Raw genomic sequence first — 19,387 nt, 5'->3', positions numbered from 1 at the left:
GTCAGTACCAAACGCGCTGTTTACCGGCGCCGTCGATGGTGACATCGACATAGTGCGGCTGCGATCGCACATTCGGACGACTTATCAGATAGCCCATGCACTGGCGGTGCCCGTCCACGCGCTGCCAATGTGGCGACAGGACCGAATTGTCGCGGGAAGTATAGTCGTTCCCATCCCAGCAGAGGCTGTTGCTCACCGGCTGCGGCGATGTCGACACGCAGGTTGCTTGCCGACCGCCGCGACCGCTATCAGTCGTGAGCTTGTACCCCGCATCGCAATAATAGGGTTCATAGCCCGGCTGCGAACTCTGAAAACCGACGCCGCTGCAGGTCGGGAATGAGTGCCCCTCGGCAAGCTCCCGCCACAGCTTCTGGATTGGCGGCCGGCATTCTGCATATTGCGTCGGCCCGCCGGGATTGGAAAGGCATAGGATAACCTGGCATCCCCAATCCTCGGCCCGCGCTTTACTGCCGAAAATAAGATAGGTTGGCGCAACGAAGCAGACTGTAAGCAGTGAATTCAGGAGAAGGCTTTTCATGAACAGGATCCTTCGAGACGATGGCGCCCTATTGCGTTTCGGGAGACCCAATCTGCCTGCCCGCATTCATACTGCCGTATATAACACAGTTAAATGACATGACAAGCGCGATTAAAACGCAATGGCACAACCTTGCCTTCTCCGGACTCATTCTCCATGAGATCCTCGACCATCCGCTGGAGGACGAGACCCCCCAGGCGAGGCTGAAGCAGATCGGCATGATGACGATCCTCTATACGATGACTCAGGCCCACCAGAAGCTAACACTCTCTAATATCATTGAGATTACCGAGCTAACACGCAGCGGTGTGAAGGAGACGGTCGACCTTTTGGTAAAGCGAGGAATGCTTTTGGAGACGATGGGGAAGAACGCCATGGGCCGGGGGACGGCGCGGCAATTCGAGATCTCTCAGGACCTCCTGAGCAAGCTGAGCTCTTTCCGCGCCAGCCAGGAGGCGGGGTTAAACTGACTGATTTTCGATGTTTGATGAGGCGAGATGGCGAATCACTCACAACTCCCGATCGCATGGCTGCCGGCAGCCATCAGGGACGATCGGGCAACCCGCCCGCAGGCGGGTTCCAATCAAACAATGAAGAGTATCGGAGAAATCAGCATAGCGGCGCCGTGAGGCGGATTTCGGGAATTCTCGCCACGCTAAGGGCGGAACAAGGGCAGCCGCAGGAGCCTCAGCATAGCGGCCGTCAAGGGAGGCGGGACCGACTGCCCCCGCCCGTGCGTTCCCTATCTCCGTCGCCGCTCAGCATATGGAGCGCGTTGCGCACCGGCGAACTCGGCTGGAACATGACCTACCGGTGAGGGCGCCGATGGTTGGCTCTCCAGTGTCTATCCGGCATTACGCGCCAAGCGAAAACAGATTTCATGAACGGGTCCAACGCGTTTGGACGGAGAGATCGCTAATCCCAGGCAGGATCTGACGAAACAGGAAAGACGTTGTTTGCAGCTTTTATCCGACGGCGATAGTGACGGTGCTATCCATAGGAGACTGAAACTTATCCATTCAAACCGTCCGCCTCCATCTTTCCAATGCGCGCCAGCGGCTGCAGGCACCCGCTCGTGTTGAGGCCGCGGCCAAAGCTGTCAGCGCAAATTTATCAAAGCAATATTTTTTGCTAGTTCCAAATAGATCATCCGACGACCCGCTGTCATCAACGCTTCTCTCGATGCTACGCACGACGACTCGTTCGCGCGGGACATCGTTCTCGTTCGCCCTCGGCGGACGATGGCTTCCGCCATCGCGATGCTAAGGGAGGATCTGCCGGAGGAGGTTGCAAGCCTGCACAGTCGCGTGATTTTCAGCATCGACGGTCGAGGGGATGCGCTGGTTCTCACCACGGGCCGCATGACGACGCCGTCGGAATACTTCGCGCGTCACTTCAATATGCCGGTGAACACGCCCCACTAGCTGCGCGAGGTCAATGCCTGACGATTTTAGACGCCGGTTCGCGGGATAGGAGCTTGCGGCCGTCGGGTCGCGGCAGTGGGCGGCGTCCGGGTGGCTAAGAAGGAGACGGCTCACGCCGCCTCCTCCTCGTTGAGGTCCGGCTGCAAGTCATGCAGATAGTCGACCGCGCGCTGGGCATGAGCTGCCGCTGAAAAGATGGCACGCTTGTCGCTGCCGAGAACCTTGAGCCAGTCATCGAGATAGCTTGCATGGTCGGGGCGTGGTTCGAGCTCGGGGACGATACCAAGATCGGCGCAGAGAAAGCAGCTGCCGAGTTCGGCAATGAGCTCTTCGCGGGCGCGTTCGCTCCTGTCTTTCGCATAGCGGCTGAGATCCCGATCGAGCCTTCGCGGTGCAGCGGTCCAGTGCGTCATCTCGTGACTGAGAACGGCGACATAGGATGCATCGTCCCGGAAGGCGTCGAAGCACGGCATCTGGATGTAGTCACGGGCAGCAGCATAATAGGCCGCCGATCCTCCATGGCGGATCAGGGCGCCGGTATTGGCAAAGAAGCGGCCGGCAGCACCGATGCGGCTCATCCAATCCTGGTCAGGCGCGATGGAATGGGCAAGGCCATCAAGGCCGGTGATCTGGTCGGTGTTGAACACGGTGTAGGTTTTGAGGAAGGGGATGTCGCGTTCGATTTCGGCGCCTGTCTCCGTCGTCTCGGCGCGGATGAAAGAGCTGGCGAAGACGACGGTCGTGCCGGTTTCGCCCCTGCGGACGGCGCCGCCGAGCTCGATTGCCTGGCGAAACGTCATCCACCTTGGTGATGCAAAGCCGCGGGCGATGGCTTCAGACCAGAGGAGCAGAGCATTGATGCCGGTGTAGGGTTGGCCATTGTGGCGCAGTGGCTGGCTGACCTCGGCTGTCCAGCCTCCCGTCGTCCATGGCTTGGTCCATGGACGGACGCCCTGTTTGAGATCGGCGATGATCTTGGTGGTGATGCGGCTGTAGATATCGGATCGTTGATTGGATTGCTGCCTGTTCATCTCTGAACCTCCGTTCGAGGTCGCGGCCATCGCGACCTGCTACGGCGGTCCAAAAGCCAGGCTGCAAGTGCGGCCAGCACCCGCAGGGCCGCAACGAAGTGAAGGACGGCAAAGCCGTTGCGGGCAGCGCGAGCCTGGCAGGACCAAAAGCCGGGGCAGGACGGGATGCAGCAACACCACGGCGAGACAGGTTTGAAACCCAGGCAGAAATGAAAAATCCAGTCTATTACGCAAGGCGGGAGCGTCCGGGATGAATCGATGGACCCGAAGCGTGGCATCGACCTTGCGCGGCCGTTCCTCGTCGACGCAATGGAGAAGGTTAGCAACGAGAGTGCCATTTCGTCGAGGAAGCCAAGACCGCCGAGACCAAACTCGTAGTCTTCGCGCGCATGCAATTCGACCCGTACCTCAGCCCCTACTTCGTCGCCAACCAGGACAAGATGCGGGTAGAGTTCGAGGATCCGTATATCCTCATCCACGAAAAGAAGCTATCGAACCTGCAGTCCTTGCTGCCGGTAAGTTGAGGTCTGATGGAGCATTCCAATCGGCCGACCGCCTTCAGCAAATAGGCAGAACCATTACGAAATCACGGCGCAATCGCTGGCGTTTTTTTCCGCCACCCGTTCAAATGGCCGAAAGTTTCGAGTTGATCGAATTGAAGCTCCCGTGTTCGGGAAGTGGTGGGATCCGGGAACGTTTGGCAAGATTCAACGAACCACTGGCCGCCACGCCCAGAGAGGGTCATAGGGAATACGATGACAAGCGCGGACGCTCAGTCGTTCAGTCAGGTTGCGAGCACGTATCAGCTTGGGATCGGTATGACTCACATAGCGCCTCCAACTGATTTACGGCACTAGCCAAATCGTGAAGTTCCGATTTCAGCGATTGGATGATGTCGAAATGTCCGGAGCCATTCGAATTCGCAGTTGAACTTTTCAAATCCGCAGAACTTCTATTCGGATGGGGAAATGGGATGAGCTTTTGCACGGTTATGCTTTTGACGATATTGACGCAGAATAGTAGATTGTACTGGGCAAGTCTTTGCAATGGCAATCGAAAGCGAAAACACGTCAACGTATGTTTCGTCGCGCAATTCGGTACAGGGCCTGCATATTTCGGAACATCAAAGCACCTGAAGTTTTAAGTAGTTCCTATTGGTCCGCGTTTTATCCAATCGCCCAGAGTAGTTTGGGCTTCCGTTGGATGAGTGCGGTATAAACAGCGCCGCAGGTGGCGTGGATCCTGCGCGCTGTTAGCCGTAGGCTTCACGCGGTTCGGGTCCCAACAGATGCGGGAGGCAAGCGCATGAGTGCCACCCCTTCCTCTGCGGGCATCGGCGTAAGATGGGAATCACCGCGAGAGAACTCGAGCACTGCGTTTGCAGCGAGAAGTTCGGACTTCGGGATGGGCTTGCTATAGTAGAACCCCTGTGCCACAGCGCAGCCGCTTTCAGCCAAGAATTTTTCTTGATCGACCGTCTCCACGCCCTCAGCGACTACATTTTGCCCTAGGCAGCGCGCAATTGAGAGAATTGCCTTGACCAGTTCTCTACTTCGCTTGTCGGATCGATTGATGAATGACCGGTCAATTTTGAGGGTATCAATGGGAAAGTTAGCCAAATAGCTCAGAGATGAGTAGCCGGTGCCGAAATCATCGATCGCTATGGAAATTCCGCTCGCATGCAATTGAGAGAGTGTCGTCGAAACGCCCTCGCAGTTATGGAGCAGGAGACTCTCAGTTATTTCAACCTCGATCCACTCCGCACGACAACCGGTTTCCTGCAATACGTCCGCCACCGTTTGCGACAAACGCGGGCATTGAAACTGCTTAGGAGACAAATTTATCGCAATCTTGTGCGGGGGCAGTCCATCTGCATTCATGACGGCAGCCGTGCAACACGCCTCATGCAGCACCCATCGTCCAAGATCGATGATCAATCCCGTTTCCTCGGCGACACCTATGAATTCTCCCGGAGGGATCATTCCCATCTTCGGATGATGCCATCGTAGCAGTGCTTCTGAACCGATCACCTTTCCGTTGTCCAATAGGACCTTTGGCTGATAATGGAGTTCAAGTTGCTCATGTTTCAAAGCTAGGCGTAGGTCTGATTCTAGCGCTAGGCGCTTTTCAGCCCCAATCGTGAGATCCTTTGAGTAGAAGCGGAAGTTGCTACGCCCCGAGCGCTTCGCCAAATACATCGCAGAATCCGCATATTTCACCAAATCGTCGGGAGCGTCGCCGTCATTTGGAAATACCGATATCCCGATGCTGCAGGATACAAAGATCTCCCTGTCGGAAAGCATGAAGCGTTCGCCGAATGCGGCAAGCATTCTGCTGGCAATTTGAGCCAAATCGTCATTGTCCTGAACATTGGGCAGCAAGACTGCAAATTCATCTCCACCGAGTCTCGCCACGGTGTCGCTGGCACGGACGCCTTTTTTCATGCGTGTCGCCACCTGCCGCAGCAACTCGTCACCGACGGGATGTCCCATAGTGTCATTGATCGCTTTGAAATGGTCCATGTCGATCAGCATCACCCCGGCTCGCTGGCCCGCCGAAGCCGCGTCCCCGATCATCTCGCGTAGCCGTTCATTGAAAAGTGTCCGGTTAGGCAGGCCGGTCAGAGAATCGTAGAATGCCATCTGATGGATTTTCTTACGGGACGTGTCCAGTTCGGTGATATCGCGGGCGACGCCGAGGATCCCCATCAGCTTTCCCCCCGTGAATACCGGAACCTTACGAGTCTCCAAAAGCGTTGATCGACCGTCCTCGTGAGCGGTAAACCGTTCCTCATTGATGAGAATACGGCCGGCTTGCATGGCCTCCTCATCCTTGTCACGAAAAAACTGGGCGAGTTCGGGAGTAAACAGGTCATAATCCGTTTTCCCGACGATTTCCGCTTCTGCCTTGCCGACCAATTCTTCGAAGGCATGATTGCACAACAGATATTTGCCTGTTACGTCTTTCAGCCATACCATATCCGGAATGGTCTGCAGGACACTTAGGAGGCGAGCCCGAGCTTCAATAGTCGTGCCCTCGGCGTGCTTTCGTTCGGTAATATCGCGAGATAACACCAGAAAAGTGACGGTTGAGTGATTGCTGCTTGGTCGCCTTGCGACCGACAGTTCAAACCAACGGGATTCGCCGTTTGGTAGGGCTATACGGACACAACGACCGTAGGAGGCGCCGGTTTCATCGGCTTCTTCAAGAGCCAGCATAGCGATGTCGGCCTGATCTGGAGGGAGCACATCGCGGACAAGCTTGCCGAGCAGCACTTCTTTTCGCTGCGCCAGGATCTCCTGATTCCTTGCCCAGACCTGCAGGTAGCGACCGTCGGCATTTACCTCGAACAGAACGTCAGGAATGGCGGCAATAATTCCCTCTGCGAATTCAAGAGCCTCTTTGAGATCATGCTCCGCACGTTTTCGCTCTGTGATGTCCAACATCGCGCCAACCAAGCCGATCCTGTTACCAGCGATATCAGTGATTGCGGTCTTGCTGAGTAAAAGATCAACGACACCACCATTCTCGGTGGTGGCCTTTGCTTCATATTGCTGAACACCGCCATTTGCAAAAAGCGCCTCGTCCAACGCGGCATACGTCTCGGCTATGGGTGCGGGCACCAAATCGAAAACGGTTTTTCCGATAATATCTCCCTTTGAGCGGCCGGAGAAGCTTTCGAAGGCCCTGTTGCAACCAAGGTGTATCCCATCTCTGTTTTTGAAGAAGACGGGTAACGGGATCGCGTCGAGTACGACGGCACTGGACATCTCTTCGGCGTTGAATGGCAAGTCGATGTTTGTCGCAGGATGCCGGGGATTCGCCCGGAAAGCCTTCTCAAACGGTTGCTTCAGACTTGCGACATCTGCGTCGTGACCGTGCGATGGCCGGACAACGGAGGCTTCCGAAAATGGCGGGGCCGTGCCCGTGGCAAGCGGAGGGCTGGCATTGACCGCGTTGCGGAAGGCTCCACGCCCCTGGTCGATTTGAGCATCAGTCGGCATCTGCACTTCCACAGGCTGTTCGGGGCGGGATGTGCGTTCCGATTGACGTACGTGTTTCATGTGCCTGTCCTGCTTTGTCACGTGGCTGAGCAATCATGCGTCAAGCCAGCATTTTGTTAGGACCGCACAAGTCATTTGGCGGAGTACCATGCCGCTACCCCACCGGGATATCGCTCTCATTCAGAATCATCAAAGACGTGTATTTGCATGTGGTCGGCGACGCCGCCCATATCATTTAGAACGCTTGCCAATCATCATTCGAAGGCGCGAGCACCAGGTTACCACGGCGCATCGGATAGTCTCCGCGGTCAACCATTGTCTGACCGGGCGGGAAGCTCTTCCCAAGTTCGCCCGTGACCTTCTGTGGCTTCCCGCTCTCGTCTTTGAAGTGGAAATGTTTCAACAGTGCGGCTAGGCTTTGGCTCTCTTGAGCGAGGTGCGATCCTGCAGTATTCATCTCCGCGACCATGCTCGCATTTTCTTGAGTGGCATGGTCCATATGGTTAACCGCGCCGTTGATCTCGCGCAGGCCCGACGATTGTTCCTGGGAGGCCGTTGCGATTGCGTCCATATGAAGATTTACATCCTGCACAAGCTCTTCAATCGTTCTCAGGCCCGATCCGGTTTCACTCACGAGCCTTACGCCTTCGTCGACGGCAAGAGCTGAATTGCCGATGAGATCCTTGATTTCTTTTGCCGCTGTCGCTGAGCGCTGTGCAAGCTCCCTGACCTCCTGGGCAACAACCGCAAAGCCTTTTCCCGCGTCGCCAGCACGCGCTGCTTCGACGCCGGCGTTCAGCGCCAGGAGGTTCGTTTGGAAGGCGATCGCGTCGATGACGCTGATGATCTGGGAAATCTGCTTGGAGGAGTTTTCAATGCGATTCATGGCGCCGATAGCATCGCGTACAACCCGACCGGACATTTCCGCATGATCTCGCATCTGTTGGACGGCTCCGCGCGCCTCAGCCGTCCTCTTCGTGGTCGATGCAACGTTGACGGTTATCTCCTCCAACGCCGCTGCAGTTTCCTCGAGCGAAGCCGCCTGCTGCTCCGTGCGTCTTGAAAGATTTTCAGATGCGGCCGAGACGCCCGAGCTGCCATTCGTGACCGTTTCGACTGAATGGCCGACGGTAACAAGCACGTCCCGGAGCTGACGAATGGAAGCGTTGAAATCCCTGCGCAAACTTTCAAACTGTGGCGCTAACGGCTCCTCAATTTCATAAATCAAGTCTCCATCCGCCATCCGCTTCAACCCGGTTGCCAATGCCGTCGTCGCTCGGATGAGGCGCTCTTCTGCTTCTTTTTCCGCCCTTACCTGAATATCCAGCTTCTCTTGGTCAGAACGAATGCGCTCAGCTTCCGCGGATGTCTCCAGGTTACTTTTCTGTATGGCCGCGCCGCGGAAAAACTCAAGGCAACGCGCCATGTCCCCGATCTCGTCGCGTCGGATCGTCAAGGGCACCGGCGCCGACGTATCGCCTTCTGCGAGTGCCTTCATTCGGCTTGTCAGAGTCCGAATGGAGCTTGAAATTCTCCGAACGACCGAAATGCACAAAATGAGTACCGTAGACATGATCAGAAGCGTGGCGCCGGAGTAGCCGATAAAGGCATTGCGAAGATCGGCGTAACGCTGAAATGCCATCTCGTCCAACTCGTCGCCGGTGCGCATAATGAGTGCGGTCAACAAAGCAGCCCGCTGTTGGGTGATTTCATTCCATCGATCCAACGTCTCGGGGGGGAAGGAAACGCCCGGCTGGTTTGCATACATCTGATCGCGAACGCCCGCGATGAACTTGCCTGCGGCGCTGGCCTCGAAGTCGTCATAAGATTTGACGAGATCGGCGGGGAGAAATTCCTGCATCGCAGGCACATAAAGCTGCTTTAGATTTTTTGACTGTAAGAGGGACGAAAATAGATCGACGGACATGGCTGAATTTTTGACGTAGGCTCGGCCGGGCCTGATCTCCAGCAAACTAGCTTCCGTGATCTGCATGAGCGCGTGAAAACCGGTAATTTGGCGTGCTAAATCCAAATCATTGACAGTCGCCCCAGTGCGACGGACGAGCTCCAAGCCCGCAAGGGCAGCTGGGCGCAAAGCAACAGCTCCCTCCGCCTCGCTAGCCGTTCCGTCATCGACGCGCCGGCGGAAGCTATCGATATTGTCCCGCCTTTCACGAATGATCTGTACCGCCCGTTCTATGGCCGGATCGTCGAATGCCTTTTTCCAAGAGTCGTAAGCGGAAAAGACCGCTGTAAAAGCCCTGTCCGATGCAGCTTGCTTTGCCCGACGCACGTCGGCGCCTGCAAACGCTTCCGCCGCTATAGCTTGGGCGAGGAATCCGCCTTCCCGCCCAAGTCGCTGCGTTGTTTGTGCGCTGCGGAAGGTAGAGTATTCTCGGTAATATCCCAGTGATGTTGATACTCCGATGATTACGAACGCCGTCAACGGGATAATTGCCAAAATCATTAAAAGTAGAGATAGCGGCAGTCTCGACATATGTTCCTCATAGACGACTATAAATTACACCGGCTTCCATTAGCGACGCGGTCCAGAACATTGCGACATTGACCGCTATGTGTGAGATGACCTCGGCATAATTACTATAAGATTAACCCCTGTAGTGGTCTTGAACTGCGTTGCGCAGATCGGAACATCGTCGCGTTCAGGGGATCATCTGCAAGACAGATCTTGGGCCGAGGCAGTCGGCTTTTCTGGAGAGTGCTGTTGCTGCAAGCCTTGAGGACGGTCGAGCGTGCCGGCTGATCGTAGCTCGGTCGGCGCAATCTGCTTATGATATACGCAATGTTTCCGAGGGAAGTACCCCATAGCGCTTGCGATAGTCCGCAGAAAATCTGCCTCTATGCACGAAGCCCCATTTCAGAGCGACCTGCGTGACCGAGAGGCCAGGTTCGCCTGTCATCAGTTCCTGATGCACTAATTCCAACCGTAGGTGCTGCAGGAATGCCAGAGGGGTCGTATTCCGAAAGTTGCGAAAACCGCTTTGAAGAGTGCGTCGGCTTACGCCACAAGCCGTTGCGATTTCCTCAAGAGATAGCGGCCGAGTAATATTGGCACGCATATAGTCGACCGCCCGCTTAACGGCCTTGGGTAAGGGTGATTCAGCAACGCGGCATAACTCAGATGAGTAGCGATGCTGCGCAGCTTCGATCAAAAGCTCCATCGTCGTTTCAGTGAGGTGATGAAGTGCTATCGGTGATTGAAGGAGGGTTCCGTCTCGTAATCCAGCATACAGCACTGGTACCAGTTGAACCAAAAGGGAGCCGAACCCGACCGATAGGTCGATTTCTGGCGAAAAATCGAGGCTGCCTCTTATTGGCGTATTGAGCCGACATCCCAAACGGCGCGTCAGCTCATCATGGGCGATCCTAAGCCCCAAATGTTTCCTGGGCCCAATGAATTGGGTCGTACTCGCCGACATACTGTTCACGAAAACGCCCCGCGTTCCCTCTGACGGGATTTGTCTGCCGTCAACGGTAACGACCGATCGCCCATGTAGTGGAAGCATGATGATGTTTGCCTCCGCCGGTCCCCGGTGCTGGACGGTTAGGTCGCCCTCGTAGTGCGCGGCAATAACTGCAATCGGACCATTGGTAATCGCATGTACATCGTAGGCGATCGTCTTATCGCCATGTACATGCGCTTCAGATTGCGGGGAAAGCCTCGAAAGCGCTGCCGCGAGTTCCTCGCTGCAGGTACCTTTGAGCGAGAAATGGTCAATCTTAGAGGGGGACACTCTCAACTCTCCACATCATCACTTCCTTCCCGAAACGGTATTCAAGCATGAGGCCCGCTTATCGCTAACGACAGGCGGACAGGGCAATTGACTTGTCGCGGCCAGTCCTCGCCGTGAATTCGACGCAGTCGAAGTCGCCTAAGTTGATAGTGCGAAGATCAATCATTGTTATATATGGAACTCCGACAGAATTGTTACCTGCTGCCAACCATCGCTTCGCAACCGATTCCCAAATGTCTGGCCTTTGATGGTCTCCATTCACGGCCCAGCAGACTCGGGCGTGCTCGCGCTAGCGACTAAACCTCATCCTTTAAGGTTTCTTTTTGCGTGATCAAACGTGCGGAGTGATGGCCGGAAACAAAGATCCATAGCCAGCTTAGTCCCACTGCCAATCTGCTCCTCGTACCTATCAGGAAGTAGATATGGGCAAGCCCCCAAATCCACCATGCAATTCCGCCCTTGAGCCGGATCTTCCCAAAGTCGATAACAGCCGAATTCGGCCCGATGGTAGCCAGGTTTCCCAGATGCCTATATCTGAACGCACTTGGAGTGGGTGTACCCAGACGTCGTGCTTCAATTACCGAAGCGACATATTTGCCTTGCTGTTTGGCGGCGGGAGCCACTCCGGGGACGGGTGTTCCATCAGCGGCCTTCACGGAGGCAGTATCTCCAATAATAAAAATCTCGGGCTTACCGCCAACAGTCAGATCTGGCTGCACGACCGCCCTACCCGCCCTGTCCTTTTCAGCACCGACCCAGGCGGCGGCGTTCGACGCTTGCACCCCCGCAGCCCAGATGACGGTCCGGCTTGAAACGAACTCATCTCCGATCGCGATGCCGTTCTCGTTGCATGCCGTCACGGGAATGCCTGTTCTCACTTCGACGCCCATCTTGATTAGCGACTGCTCGGCATATCTCGAAAGTGCTTCCGGGAACACGGGTAGGACACGTGGACCTGCCTCGATGAGAAGGATGCGCGCCGATCTGGTGTCGATGCTACGGAACTCCTCAACAAGGGTTCGTTGGGCCAGTTGCGCTATAATCCCAGCCATCTCCACGCCTGTCGGGCCTGCTCCGATTATGCTGAACGTGAGCATTGCCTTCCGCCGTTCGGGATCAGCCTCCAATTCGGCCTTCTCAAACGCGAGAAGAAGCCGCCGCCGGATGGTCGTCGCGTCTTCGAGTGCCTTTAGCCCGGGCGCAAACGGCTCCCACTCGTCCCGGCCAAAATAGGCGTGCCTTGCACCTGTCGCGAGAACGAGCGTGTCATAGGGAATAGCATTCCCATCCTTGAGCGATACTACGCGTGCCTCGGTATCAACGCCAACAACCTCGCCCAGCAGCGTCGATACATCCTTTCGTCCTCTGAACAATGCTCTGATGGGCCAGGCTATCTCCGAGGTTGCCAATACAGTCGTGGCAACTTGGTAGAGGAGCGGTTGAAAGAGGTGATGGTTGCGCCTGTCGACGATCGTTATGGAAGTGTCGGGACACTTGAGGTCCTTCGCTAACTGGAGTCCGGCAAAGCCACCGCCGACTACGACAACTCGATGCGTATCCATTTCGTCTCCCCAAACCTGCGCGCTCGGGGCGCGCGCCTCGTAGAAATGGCCATTGCGCCCGATCAGTCGCTGATACGGGTATTTACATTAATCGACGGTGGACTCACCAACAGTGGAAGAAGAGGCTCCAGCACCCGCTTGACATTAGGATGTTCGCCATGGCCAACGACAGCCGCCTCATTCTGCCAGCCGTCTAAGATGATGAAAGTGTTCGGATCGTCCGACCGCTGGTAGAGGTCGTAGTAGAGACAACCAGACTCTTCGCGGGCGGGTCCAATGAATTCCTGAAGGAGTTCTTTTACGCGATTTCGATTTTGGGACGTGGTTTTGAATTCAACGACAAGGTGCTGTTCCTCTGACTTCTTCGATGTCATTTGCGCTGGCTCCTAATTGAAAACGACGACCGGCTTGATCACTCGCCCGGCTTCGGCGTCCGCGATCGCTTCGTTGATCTTCTCGAAGGGATACTTGGTGATCAATTTTTGGAAGGGGAAAAGCCCAGCCTGATTAAGATCCATCATCTGCGGAATGAACAGCTGTGGAATCTGATCACCAAGGATCGCACCCTGGATCTTGCGATTGAACACCATTAGATCGAGGGGGATGGGAATGTCGTTCCCGAGCGCGTCGAGGCCGAGCAAGACAACGTGCCCGCCGGCACGGGTGCACTTGATCGAGTTCAGAATAACCGGAATGATGCCAACTGCGTCGATCGCGAAGTCGGCACCGCCGCCCGTCAGCGCATGGATCTGGTTGACTACGTCGGGATCTTTGCCGTTGATCGCATGTGTGGCACCAAGCCCCATGGCCATGTCTAGCCTCTGCTGATTCAGATCTATGATGATAATCTTGCTGCACCGACGAACTTTGGCGGCCATCACGGCGGCCATGCCGACAGCACCTGCGCCGAAAACGGCTATCGTCGACCCTATTTCCGGCTTCATCGCGTTTATCACTGTTCCTGCACCCGTTGCCATGCCGCACCCGAGTGGCGCAGCGTCGGTAAGGTCGAGGTCTGTTTTCGGCAAAAGCGCTGCATTGTTTTCAGTCGCAAGGATATGCGTCGCAAAGGACGACTGGCCCACGAAATTGCTGCCAATGCCAACTTCATCGCAGAGCAATGCCTTCTTACCATTCGGACGAAGCCCCGTAAGATTGTACTGGGTATAATTTTGGCAGTTCATTGGGTGAGAACGGCGGCAGTCGGCGCAGAATCCGCATGAGCTCTGGCTCAGTGCGACGTGATCACCCACTTTGAGGCTCTGAACTTCTGGTCCGACCGCCTCGACGACGCCGACGCCTTCGTGCCCCGGGATCACCGGTGCCGGCGGGCCAAAAATACCGTCGCGAAGCAGCAAGTCCGTGTGGCAGATCCCGCTCGCAACCGTGCGAACCAGGATCTCGTTGCCTTCGGGGTCAGCCAGTTCGAGTTCACGGAACTCCAGCGGGCTCTTTGGCTTCACGGCGACAGCCGCAGTGATTTTCACCATTATATTCTCCTGCGTTCTCCCGCAATTGCTACGGGAATGACTTGATCGGCCCGACGGACTAGACGCGACCCGCGCGCGCACCGTAGATGATTGCGGCAAATGCAATGATCACGCCCTGGACGATAAGCTTGCCCGGCTCCTGGATGCCGAAGACGGTCAGCATCGCGAACAGGAAGCTGAAGGCAACGACGGCAACGAACGGCCCGGCGACGCCGCCCCGGTCGACGCCGAACGTCACACCGCCGAGGATCGTGGCGGCGAGAGCATTCATGAAGGTGTCGAAGCCTGGCTTGATGGTGCCGACCGCCAACGCGGATACCTGGACCAGGGCCGCGATGCCTGTCAGGGCGCCCGCGAGCGTGTGCGAGACAAAAATCGTACGTGCCAACGGAATTCCTGTAGTTTCCGCCGCCCTCGGATTGTCGCCGACGGCCCTGAAGTAACGCCCGACGATGAGAAAGCGAAATGCGATAGAAATCAGGGCGGCGATGACGATCCACAGGACCACGGAATAGGAAAGGCCGTGGATATTGCCGCTCGTAAGTATTCGAAGCCAGCTTGGCGTTGAACCGGGCGCGCGGCCGGCGCTCATGTATTGGACGATCCCAATCAGAATGGCCGAAACACTTAGTGTGGAGATAACGGCAGAAGCGCGCACGTATGCTACGAGTATTCCGTTTACACCCCCCACAGCTAGCCCAATCACAACAGGCATGAGGACGGTCATTAGCGGTGGATAGTTGTTGAGCTGGCCCGAGCTGGCCAGATAAATCGCGAACGCGAAAATACCGCTGACAGAGAGATCGATGGATCGCACCCGCATGACAAGCGACTGGGCGAGCACCGCGATCCCGAGCGGCGCTGACTGCTTGAGGATTACAAACCAGTAGTTGGGATTTATGAGCGTGGCGCTCACTGCTGGAGCAACCGCAACCAGGATTGCGAGCACATAGTATGCGGGCGGTAGCCCGAGTATCCACGAAATGGCGCTCTTACCCCTCAATGAGCGAGATGGTGCTTCAGTTTTCGAGTCTGATGTGGTCATCGAGAAGTCCATTTCTTTCAAAGTCCGATTGTTTTGCGTCGCTGCGAAACGACGAGTACGAGAAGCAACACACCCTTGACGACCGACTGAAGAAATGCAGAGACGTTGGCCAGATTCATCACATTATTCACTGTCCCGAGGATCGCCGCGCCAACGACGGTTCCCACAATGCTTCCGATGCCCCCGGCGAGGTGGACCCCACCCAATGCTGCAGCCGTTACAGACTCAATCCCGAATGAAGCGCCGCCCTTAGGATCACCCGATGCAAGGCGACCTGCAAGAAACATCCCCGCAGCGCATGCGAATAGAGCGGAAAGAACATACGCTTTGATGATGGTGCGCTCGACGGGAACACCGTTCATCCGTGCGTTGAAGTCATTGCCGCCGGAAGCGAAGAGGTAGAGGCCGAAGGGACGACGATAGAGAATCCAGGATGCGAAGAGCGATGCCGTGATCAACCAAAACAATGAGTTAGGTACGGGGCCGATGGATCCGGCTACCGAGCCGGAAAGCCACTCCGGCACGCGCCCGCCTGGGATTGGCAAAATGATCAACGCGATACCTTGGCCGATGCCCATTGTTGTCAGCGTCATGATGATTGGATGTACATTGAGGCGCGCGACACCGTAACCGTTCGCTACTCCGAACCCCATCGCCACCGCGATGCAGATAAGCACGCGGGTTATCTCAGGAAGATCAAGCGTCATGATCGTCGTCGTTAGACTGATGACGGACCCAACCGACACGTCGAGGCCGCCAGTGAGAATGACGAACGTCTGACCGAGAGCCGAGATGACGAGCACCGTCGATTGCGCCAGGAGATTAGACAAATTCTCCGGATCCATGAAGTCCGGCAATAATATTACCGAGGCGACAACCATCACCAGGAGCGTTCCAATGGAAAGCCCGATCGCTCCCGCGCGATAAGGGAGCTTCAGGCGACTGGCAAATGAATTCATAAGTTATCCTCCTCAATGCACCGCAGCACGGGGATCCGGTGACGCACTCGCCCCCAGCGCAGTCTCGAGGATTCTTTCCTCGGTCGCCCCCTCTGCGGACATCTGCCCGACGATCTTCCTGTCATGAACGACCAAAATGCTGTCGCAGAGCCCTATAAGCTCAGCGTGCTCGCGCGACGAAACCACGACCGCACCGCCACGATCACTGAAGTCCCGCAGCAATCTGTAAATCTCTGCCTTTGCACCGACGTCGACGCCGCGCGTGGGCTCCTCAATAACGAGGATGTCCACTCCGGAGAGCAACCAGCGGCCCAGCAGCACCTTCTGCTGATTCCCGCCCGAGAGTTTACCTACGGGCGCATTGGGATCGGCGGCCGCAACTCGTAACGACTTGATCACCTCGCGGACCCTCGACACCGATCGCCACGCAACGCTTGCCATATTCCGATTGAGCTGTTTTCCCAGCGCGATGTTGTCGTAGATAGGCAGGCGCAGGAACAGCCCTTCCTGCTTCCTGTCCTCAGGGATAAAACCGATTCCTGATGCGACCGCGCGAGCGAACCCTGACCCTACATTCACCACGTGCATGCTGTTGTCGGGGCCGGCACGCCACACGGCGATGGCCTTTGGCGATTCAACGCCCACAATGGCACGCATTATCTCTCGCTGGCCCTGTCCTTCGAGCCCTGCCAGCCCGATGATTTCACCTTTTCTGACAACGAAAGTGACTGTCGAGCTGCTGTCGTCGAGGCGCAAGTCCGAAACCTCCAGCATTGCCGCTCCGGTGGCCTGCGAGCGCGGCGGAAAGAAGTTCTGAAGTTCGCGACCAACCATTGTCGCTACCAGCGTTTGCAAGTTGAAGTCCTGCGCTCTTGCAGTCCTTACCCAAGCGCCATCTTTCATGACGGTGATGGTGTCGCATAGTTCGAAGACTTCATTCATGCGATGAGAGATGTAGACGACAGCCTTATGTTGAGCCTTAAGGTCGCGGATAACCTTGAAAAGATGCGCGACATCGGTCGAGTTCAACGCCGCCGTTGGCTCGTCGAAGATGAATACGTCCGCGTTCGACGTAAGTCCCTTCGCGATCTCTACTGCCTGCTGCTGCGCGACAGTCAGTGTCTCGACGATCGCGGTTGCGTCGAGCTGTGGAAATACGTCAGCCAGCAAAGCGCGAGCGCGTTTCACTACCTCGACGCTATCGATCGAACCGTCAATGCGACGAGGTTCGTGGCCCAGGAACATGTTCTCAGCAACGGTGAGATTGGGGATCAGGGTAAACTCCTGAAACACCGTCGACACTCCCGCCAACCGTGCCTCCTTAGGGGAACGGAAATTGACTTCCTCCCCGCGGAGCCGAACACTTCCTGCGCCCGGCTGATATACCCCCGCCAGAATACGCATCAGGGTGGACTTCCCCGCGCCGTTTTCCCCCATCAGAGCGTGCACGGAGCCACGTTCCAGGGAAAAGCGAACGTCCGAAAGGACTTTCGTGAAACCAAACGATTTGTTGATGCCGACCATCTCGACAAGCGTGCTCATGGGAATTTCCATCTTCGACAGGGATACGGGCACGAGTGATCGTGCCCGTAGTTCATCAAGCCTTGAAATAATCAAGGAGCTTTTCGTTCGGCATTTCGGTCGGCGCCCAGTACGCATCAGTGAGATCTGCGCGATAGAACTGGGAGAGCGTCTCGTCGGTGATCGGCTTGGGGCGGTTCGTCCAGTTACGCTGAATCGGCTTCCCATCCAGCAAGGCGAAGGCGGCCCGTAGCGCGGCAGTAGACAGAGCGGGTGGGCAAATCGGACCGATCGAGGAAAGTTTTTCGTCATTCCAACGACGCATCCAGCCGTTAAGTGCTTCGCCCGTGATTGGCGGGATCGTTGAGGCGCCAGCCTCCTGCAAGGCATCCAAAACGCCAAGAGACATGTTGGCTCCATCGGTCCAGATGCCCGCGACATCTGGGTCGGAGAGATACAAGCTTTCGGCGATCTTCTTTGAGTCCTCATAAGACCAGCTTCCGTGCTGGGTCGACGTGATCTGAAGTCCAGACTTGCTGAAGACTTCCATGGCGCCTGCATAACGATCTGCATCGATGGGATGCCCGGCGACGCCACGCAGAACCCATACCTTGCCCTTGTTGCCAAGCTTGTCGACGAGGAACTGAGCCATCACGCGCCCGAAATAGAAGTCGTCGCCCTGGACCTGAACCGTAAACTCCTCGGTGTCGACGCGTCCGAGATAGACTACGGTTGGAATGCCAGCAGCCTTTGCCTTCTTGATGCCCTCGACGGCGGAACCGGTGGTTAGCGGTGCGATGATGATCGCATCGACCTTCTGGGCGATCAGATCCTCGATATCGGCAACTTGTTTGGAGGCATTGAGATCAGCGCTCCGGAACTGGTAATCAGCGATCCGATCCTTGTTCTTTTTTATTTCATATTCGGCTTCAAACGCCGTCTGGTAGGTATGCGTTGAACCAGCGAGGCCGTAGTGGCTGTGTCCGATCTTCCACGGGCCTGACTTCTTGAACTTACCCGCGTCGACAATTGGGTTGGCGCCTTCGGAGGGCCAAGTGTCAGGTAGGATACTGATCGCGTCGTCGGCGCGAAGAATCCCCGGCATTCCGAACGTGCCGGCTACAGCAATTGCCCCGCTCGCTTGTAGAAATGTACGTCTCTTCATGAAAATTCCTCCTCCGGCCGCTCTGGGCGGCATTGTCTGTTAAGGCGAGAGCCTTGCCTTCCCAAGCCGTGCCGGACTCTCCTCAATACGGCGGAGTGCATTGGTATGAGCTATCAGACAATCTGTCAATAAATATAAACTTCGACGTTTGTTTTTTCGACATCGTTTTGTTTTCACTTGCACATAGTCGCACTTGACGGATTGTCCGATGGTGCGACAATATTCGTGTTCGCTAAATCGATGGGAGGGTTATGAATGTCCACTCTGGTGATTGTCCGGCATGGCCAAAGCGAAGGGAACGCGCGCGGGGAGTTCACGGGTACGAGCGACGTGCCGCTCACACAGGAGGGCTGGTCTGAGAGCAGGCGAGCCGGCTCACTGCTCGCGAACCTCGGCATCTCGTTCGATATTGCGTTTAGCTCTGCCCTCTTGCGCACAGTCGACACTTGCAGAGCGATTTTGAACGAAACCAACGGCGATCTGCTGGAGCCAATCAGGAGAACCGAGTTGAACGAACGCGACTACGGACAGCTCACCGGCATCAACAAGAACGTGGCACGTGAGCGGTGGGGCCAGGATGTTGTCCAGGTTTGGCGCCGCTCGTACAGCACTCCACCACCTGGGGGAGAAAGCATACGGGACATAAGCGCGAGGGTTCTGCCCTTTTTGATAAGCGAAGTGTTCCCCCCCTTGTTGAGAGGGAAATCGGTTCTTGTGGTGGCCCACGGGAATACGATCAGGTCACTAAAGCAGGGCATCGAACGCCTCACGATCCAGGATACGCTCGCTATTGAGTCACCGACCGCCGCGCCAACTGTATACCGGATTGCGTCGGACCTCTCGATCATCGAGAAGACTAACGTCCTGGTTGGTACTGTCTGTTAAGCCTGGCT

15 protein-coding genes and 1 pseudogene are annotated in these 19,387 nt (G+C 56.3%); 4 read left to right on the top strand and 12 right to left on the bottom strand.

What is annotated here, in order from left to right; all coding sequences use genetic code 11:
• Position 1: 1 nt before the first annotated feature.
• The gene (locus AMK00_RS23530; RefSeq protein WP_064811975.1) at positions 2–538 is read right to left on the bottom strand and encodes a hypothetical protein; all 537 of its coding nucleotides are present in this window, start codon (positions 536–538) and stop codon (positions 2–4) included.
• A gap of 98 nt (positions 539–636) precedes the next feature.
• Here AMK00_RS23530 and AMK00_RS23525 point away from each other — a divergent pair, with 98 nt between their 5' ends.
• On the top strand, positions 637–1,008 hold the full coding sequence (locus AMK00_RS23525; RefSeq protein WP_042120136.1) for a hypothetical protein: 372 nt from the start codon (positions 637–639) through the stop codon (positions 1,006–1,008).
• 771 nt (positions 1,009–1,779) lie between these two features.
• Positions 1,780–1,962 (top strand): hypothetical protein, encoded by a 183-nt coding sequence (locus tag AMK00_RS23520; RefSeq protein ID WP_016737443.1) that lies wholly within the window; start codon positions 1,780–1,782, stop codon positions 1,960–1,962.
• A gap of 110 nt (positions 1,963–2,072) precedes the next feature.
• Here the strand turns inward: AMK00_RS23520 and AMK00_RS23515 are convergent, their stop codons facing one another.
• Entirely contained in the window at positions 2,073–2,993 is a 921-nt protein-coding gene (locus tag AMK00_RS23515) for an ArdC family protein (RefSeq protein WP_064811974.1), read from the bottom strand.
• 294 nt (positions 2,994–3,287) lie between these two features.
• On the opposite strand from AMK00_RS23515, the pseudogene groEL reads away from it, so the two are divergent.
• Positions 3,288–3,511, top strand: a pseudogene (gene groEL, locus AMK00_RS33210) (chaperonin GroEL); the annotation flags it as partial.
• A gap of 747 nt (positions 3,512–4,258) precedes the next feature.
• Here the strand turns inward: groEL and AMK00_RS23505 are convergent.
• The 10 genes from AMK00_RS23505 to AMK00_RS23460 form a co-directional block, all read right to left on the bottom strand.
• Entirely contained in the window at positions 4,259–7,057 is a 2,799-nt protein-coding gene (locus AMK00_RS23505) for a sensor domain-containing protein (RefSeq protein WP_004671498.1), read from the bottom strand.
• Positions 7,058–7,232: 175 nt separating this feature from the next.
• The gene (locus AMK00_RS23500) at positions 7,233–9,494 is read right to left on the bottom strand and encodes a methyl-accepting chemotaxis protein (protein WP_008534399.1); all 2,262 of its coding nucleotides are present in this window, start codon (positions 9,492–9,494) and stop codon (positions 7,233–7,235) included.
• A gap of 292 nt (positions 9,495–9,786) precedes the next feature.
• Positions 9,787–10,752 (bottom strand): helix-turn-helix transcriptional regulator, encoded by a 966-nt coding sequence (locus AMK00_RS23495; protein ID WP_008534397.1) that lies wholly within the window; start codon positions 10,750–10,752, stop codon positions 9,787–9,789.
• Between the two features lie 296 nt (positions 10,753–11,048).
• Positions 11,049–12,314 (bottom strand): NAD(P)/FAD-dependent oxidoreductase, encoded by a 1,266-nt coding sequence (locus tag AMK00_RS23490; protein WP_004671504.1) that lies wholly within the window; start codon positions 12,312–12,314, stop codon positions 11,049–11,051.
• Positions 12,315–12,376: 62 nt separating this feature from the next.
• Positions 12,377–12,688: a putative quinol monooxygenase gene (locus AMK00_RS23485; protein ID WP_004671505.1), complete on the bottom strand. Its 312-nt coding sequence runs from the start codon at positions 12,686–12,688 to the stop codon at positions 12,377–12,379.
• A gap of 12 nt (positions 12,689–12,700) precedes the next feature.
• The gene (locus AMK00_RS23480) at positions 12,701–13,804 is read right to left on the bottom strand and encodes an NAD(P)-dependent alcohol dehydrogenase (protein WP_004671507.1); all 1,104 of its coding nucleotides are present in this window, start codon (positions 13,802–13,804) and stop codon (positions 12,701–12,703) included.
• A 58-nt stretch (positions 13,805–13,862) separates the two neighbouring features.
• Positions 13,863–14,861, bottom strand: coding sequence for an ABC transporter permease (locus tag AMK00_RS23475; protein WP_026188838.1), 999 nt, complete (start codon positions 14,859–14,861; stop codon positions 13,863–13,865).
• 5 nt (positions 14,862–14,866) lie between these two features.
• Entirely contained in the window at positions 14,867–15,808 is a 942-nt protein-coding gene (locus AMK00_RS23470) for an ABC transporter permease (protein ID WP_004671512.1), read from the bottom strand.
• 12 nt (positions 15,809–15,820) lie between these two features.
• On the bottom strand, positions 15,821–17,350 hold the full coding sequence (locus tag AMK00_RS23465; protein ID WP_004671513.1) for a sugar ABC transporter ATP-binding protein: 1,530 nt from the start codon (positions 17,348–17,350) through the stop codon (positions 15,821–15,823).
• Between the two features lie 55 nt (positions 17,351–17,405).
• Entirely contained in the window at positions 17,406–18,494 is a 1,089-nt protein-coding gene (locus AMK00_RS23460) for a substrate-binding domain-containing protein (protein WP_064811973.1), read from the bottom strand.
• 255 nt (positions 18,495–18,749) lie between these two features.
• Here AMK00_RS23460 and AMK00_RS23455 point away from each other — a divergent pair, with 255 nt between their 5' ends.
• Positions 18,750–19,379, top strand: coding sequence for a 2,3-bisphosphoglycerate-dependent phosphoglycerate mutase (locus AMK00_RS23455; RefSeq protein WP_008534389.1), 630 nt, complete (start codon positions 18,750–18,752; stop codon positions 19,377–19,379).
• Positions 19,380–19,387: the final 8 nt, after the last annotated feature.

This window comes from Rhizobium sp. N621 (genome assembly GCF_001664325.1).
Classification (GTDB): Bacteria; Pseudomonadota; Alphaproteobacteria; order Rhizobiales; family Rhizobiaceae; genus Rhizobium; species Rhizobium esperanzae.
This window is presented reverse-complemented; position numbering and strand designations above follow the sequence as displayed.

What these genes read in the sequence shown, in the direction of transcription:
- AMK00_RS23530 (WP_064811975.1), bottom strand. Translation starts at nt 538, where the DNA reads ATGAAAAGCCTTCTCCTGAATTCACTGCTTACAGTCTGCTTCGTTGCG.
- AMK00_RS23525 (WP_042120136.1), top strand. Translation starts at nt 637, where the DNA reads ATGACAAGCGCGATTAAAACGCAATGGCACAACCTTGCCTTCTCCGGA.
- AMK00_RS23520 (WP_016737443.1), top strand. Translation starts at nt 1,780, where the DNA reads ATGGCTTCCGCCATCGCGATGCTAAGGGAGGATCTGCCGGAGGAGGTT.
- AMK00_RS23515 (WP_064811974.1), bottom strand. Translation starts at nt 2,993, where the DNA reads ATGAACAGGCAGCAATCCAATCAACGATCCGATATCTACAGCCGCATC.
- AMK00_RS23505 (WP_004671498.1), bottom strand. Translation starts at nt 7,057, where the DNA reads ATGAAACACGTACGTCAATCGGAACGCACATCCCGCCCCGAACAGCCT.
- AMK00_RS23500 (WP_008534399.1), bottom strand. Translation starts at nt 9,494, where the DNA reads ATGTCGAGACTGCCGCTATCTCTACTTTTAATGATTTTGGCAATTATC.
- AMK00_RS23490 (WP_004671504.1), bottom strand. Translation starts at nt 12,314, where the DNA reads ATGGATACGCATCGAGTTGTCGTAGTCGGCGGTGGCTTTGCCGGACTC.
- AMK00_RS23485 (WP_004671505.1), bottom strand. Translation starts at nt 12,688, where the DNA reads ATGACATCGAAGAAGTCAGAGGAACAGCACCTTGTCGTTGAATTCAAA.
- AMK00_RS23480 (WP_004671507.1), bottom strand. Translation starts at nt 13,804, where the DNA reads ATGGTGAAAATCACTGCGGCTGTCGCCGTGAAGCCAAAGAGCCCGCTG.
- AMK00_RS23475 (WP_026188838.1), bottom strand. Translation starts at nt 14,861, where the DNA reads ATGGACTTCTCGATGACCACATCAGACTCGAAAACTGAAGCACCATCT.
- AMK00_RS23470 (WP_004671512.1), bottom strand. Translation starts at nt 15,808, where the DNA reads ATGAATTCATTTGCCAGTCGCCTGAAGCTCCCTTATCGCGCGGGAGCG.
- AMK00_RS23465 (WP_004671513.1), bottom strand. Translation starts at nt 17,350, where the DNA reads ATGAGCACGCTTGTCGAGATGGTCGGCATCAACAAATCGTTTGGTTTC.
- AMK00_RS23460 (WP_064811973.1), bottom strand. Translation starts at nt 18,494, where the DNA reads ATGAAGAGACGTACATTTCTACAAGCGAGCGGGGCAATTGCTGTAGCC.
- AMK00_RS23455 (WP_008534389.1), top strand. Translation starts at nt 18,750, where the DNA reads ATGTCCACTCTGGTGATTGTCCGGCATGGCCAAAGCGAAGGGAACGCG.